This window comes from Kineococcus indalonis (assembly GCF_009906395.1).
GTDB classification, from domain to species: Bacteria; Actinomycetota; Actinomycetes; order Actinomycetales; family Kineococcaceae; genus Kineococcus; species Kineococcus indalonis.
Genome location: NZ_JAAALM010000732.1, coordinates 1 through 1,477 on the forward strand (window position 1 = coordinate 1; position 1,477 = coordinate 1,477).

1 protein-coding gene is annotated in these 1,477 nt (G+C 76.6%); it reads left to right on the forward strand.

From position 1 onward, the window contains the following. Positions 1-378: 378 nt before the first annotated feature. A partial coding sequence (locus GTR00_RS20665) for a LacI family DNA-binding transcriptional regulator (RefSeq protein ID WP_166613405.1) occupies positions 379-1,477 on the forward strand: 1,099 nt, incomplete at its 3' end.

Genomic DNA, 1,477 nt, shown 5'->3' on the forward strand with positions numbered 1-1,477 from the left:
GGTGGAGCCGGGGTGCGTGCGGGTGCGTGCGGGCCCGGGGAGCGGCGGCGCTCCGCCGGCGGGGCCGTCCAGGTGGTGCCGGTGTGTTCGCAACGTTGCGCGAACCGGGGTGGTGGCCGAGACGCTAGGACCGTCCCGACGGCAGCGTCAAGGGCCTCGGCGAGGTTCTCCGGGAGGCCCGATGCGGCTGCGCGGCAGCAGCGTGCCGTGCTTGACCGGGTCGGTCGGCACCCCTACCGTCGTTTGCGCAACCTTTCGCAGTCGCGGTCCCCGCGGTCGGCGCACGGGGCCGACGGCGCCGCCGCCCGGGCCTCCCCGCGCCCGCGGCTGAGAGGATGGGCTCCCGGGCCGCGCCCGGGTCGGCTCGGAGGAGGTCACGTGACGCAACCCGTCGGCAGGCGCAAGCGCCCCACGCTCGCCGCCATCGCCTCGGCCGCGGGGGTGTCGACGGCGACCGTCTCGAAGGTGCTCAACGGCCGCGACGACGTCGGCGCCGAGACCCGCACCGCCATCCAGCGCCTGCTCGACGAGCACGACTACCAGCAGCTCCCCCGGCCGGCGGTGCGCCAGGCCCCCCGCGGGCCCGTCCGCCCCGACGGCTCCACCCACCGCACCATCGGGCTGATCTTCGACGACTTCATGAGCCCCTACGCCACCGAGCTGATCCGCGGGGTCACCGACGCCGGCACCGCCGCCGGCGCCGACGTCGTCGTCGGGCGCTTCTCCGACGACGCCTCCGGGTTCAGCGCCGGCGCGACCTGGGCCCGCCGCCTGGTGGAGGCCGGCCGCGACGGCGTCCTCGTCGTGACCTCCGACCTCACCTCCCAGCACGTCGCCGGGTTCGAGGAGGTCCACCTGCCGCTCGTCGTCGTCGACCCCGTCCACGCCCCGCAGGCGCAGGTCGCCAGCGTCGGCGCGACCAACTGGACCGGCGCGTTCAGCGCCACCGAGCACCTCATCGCCCTGGGGCACCGGCGCATCGCGCACCTCGGCGGCCCCGCCGGCGCGGCGATCACCCTGGCCCGCCTGCACGGGTACCGGGCCGCGGTGGAGAGCGCCGGGCTGGCCACCGACCCGCGCCTGGTCGTCGAGGCCGGTTTCGGCTTCGACGCCGGCTTCGAGCACACCACCCGGCTGCTCACCGGCCCCGACCGCCCCACCGCCGTGTTCGCCGTCACCGACGTGTGCGCCTTCGGCGTCGTGCAGGCCGCGCACGCCCTGGGCCTGCGCGTGCCCGACGACGTCTCCGTGGTCGGCTTCGACGACACCTACATGGCGCCGTGGGTCACCCCGGCCCTGACCACCGTGCGCACCCCGCTGCAGGACATGGGGCGCTTCGCGCTGGAGATGCTGCTGCGCCTGGTGGACGGCGAGGTGCTCGACCCGCACCACATCGAGCTCGCCACGAACCTCGTCGTGCGCTCCTCCACCGCCCCGCCCCCCGGCGCGGGGCTGACGCCGGGGGGCGGGGCGGTGG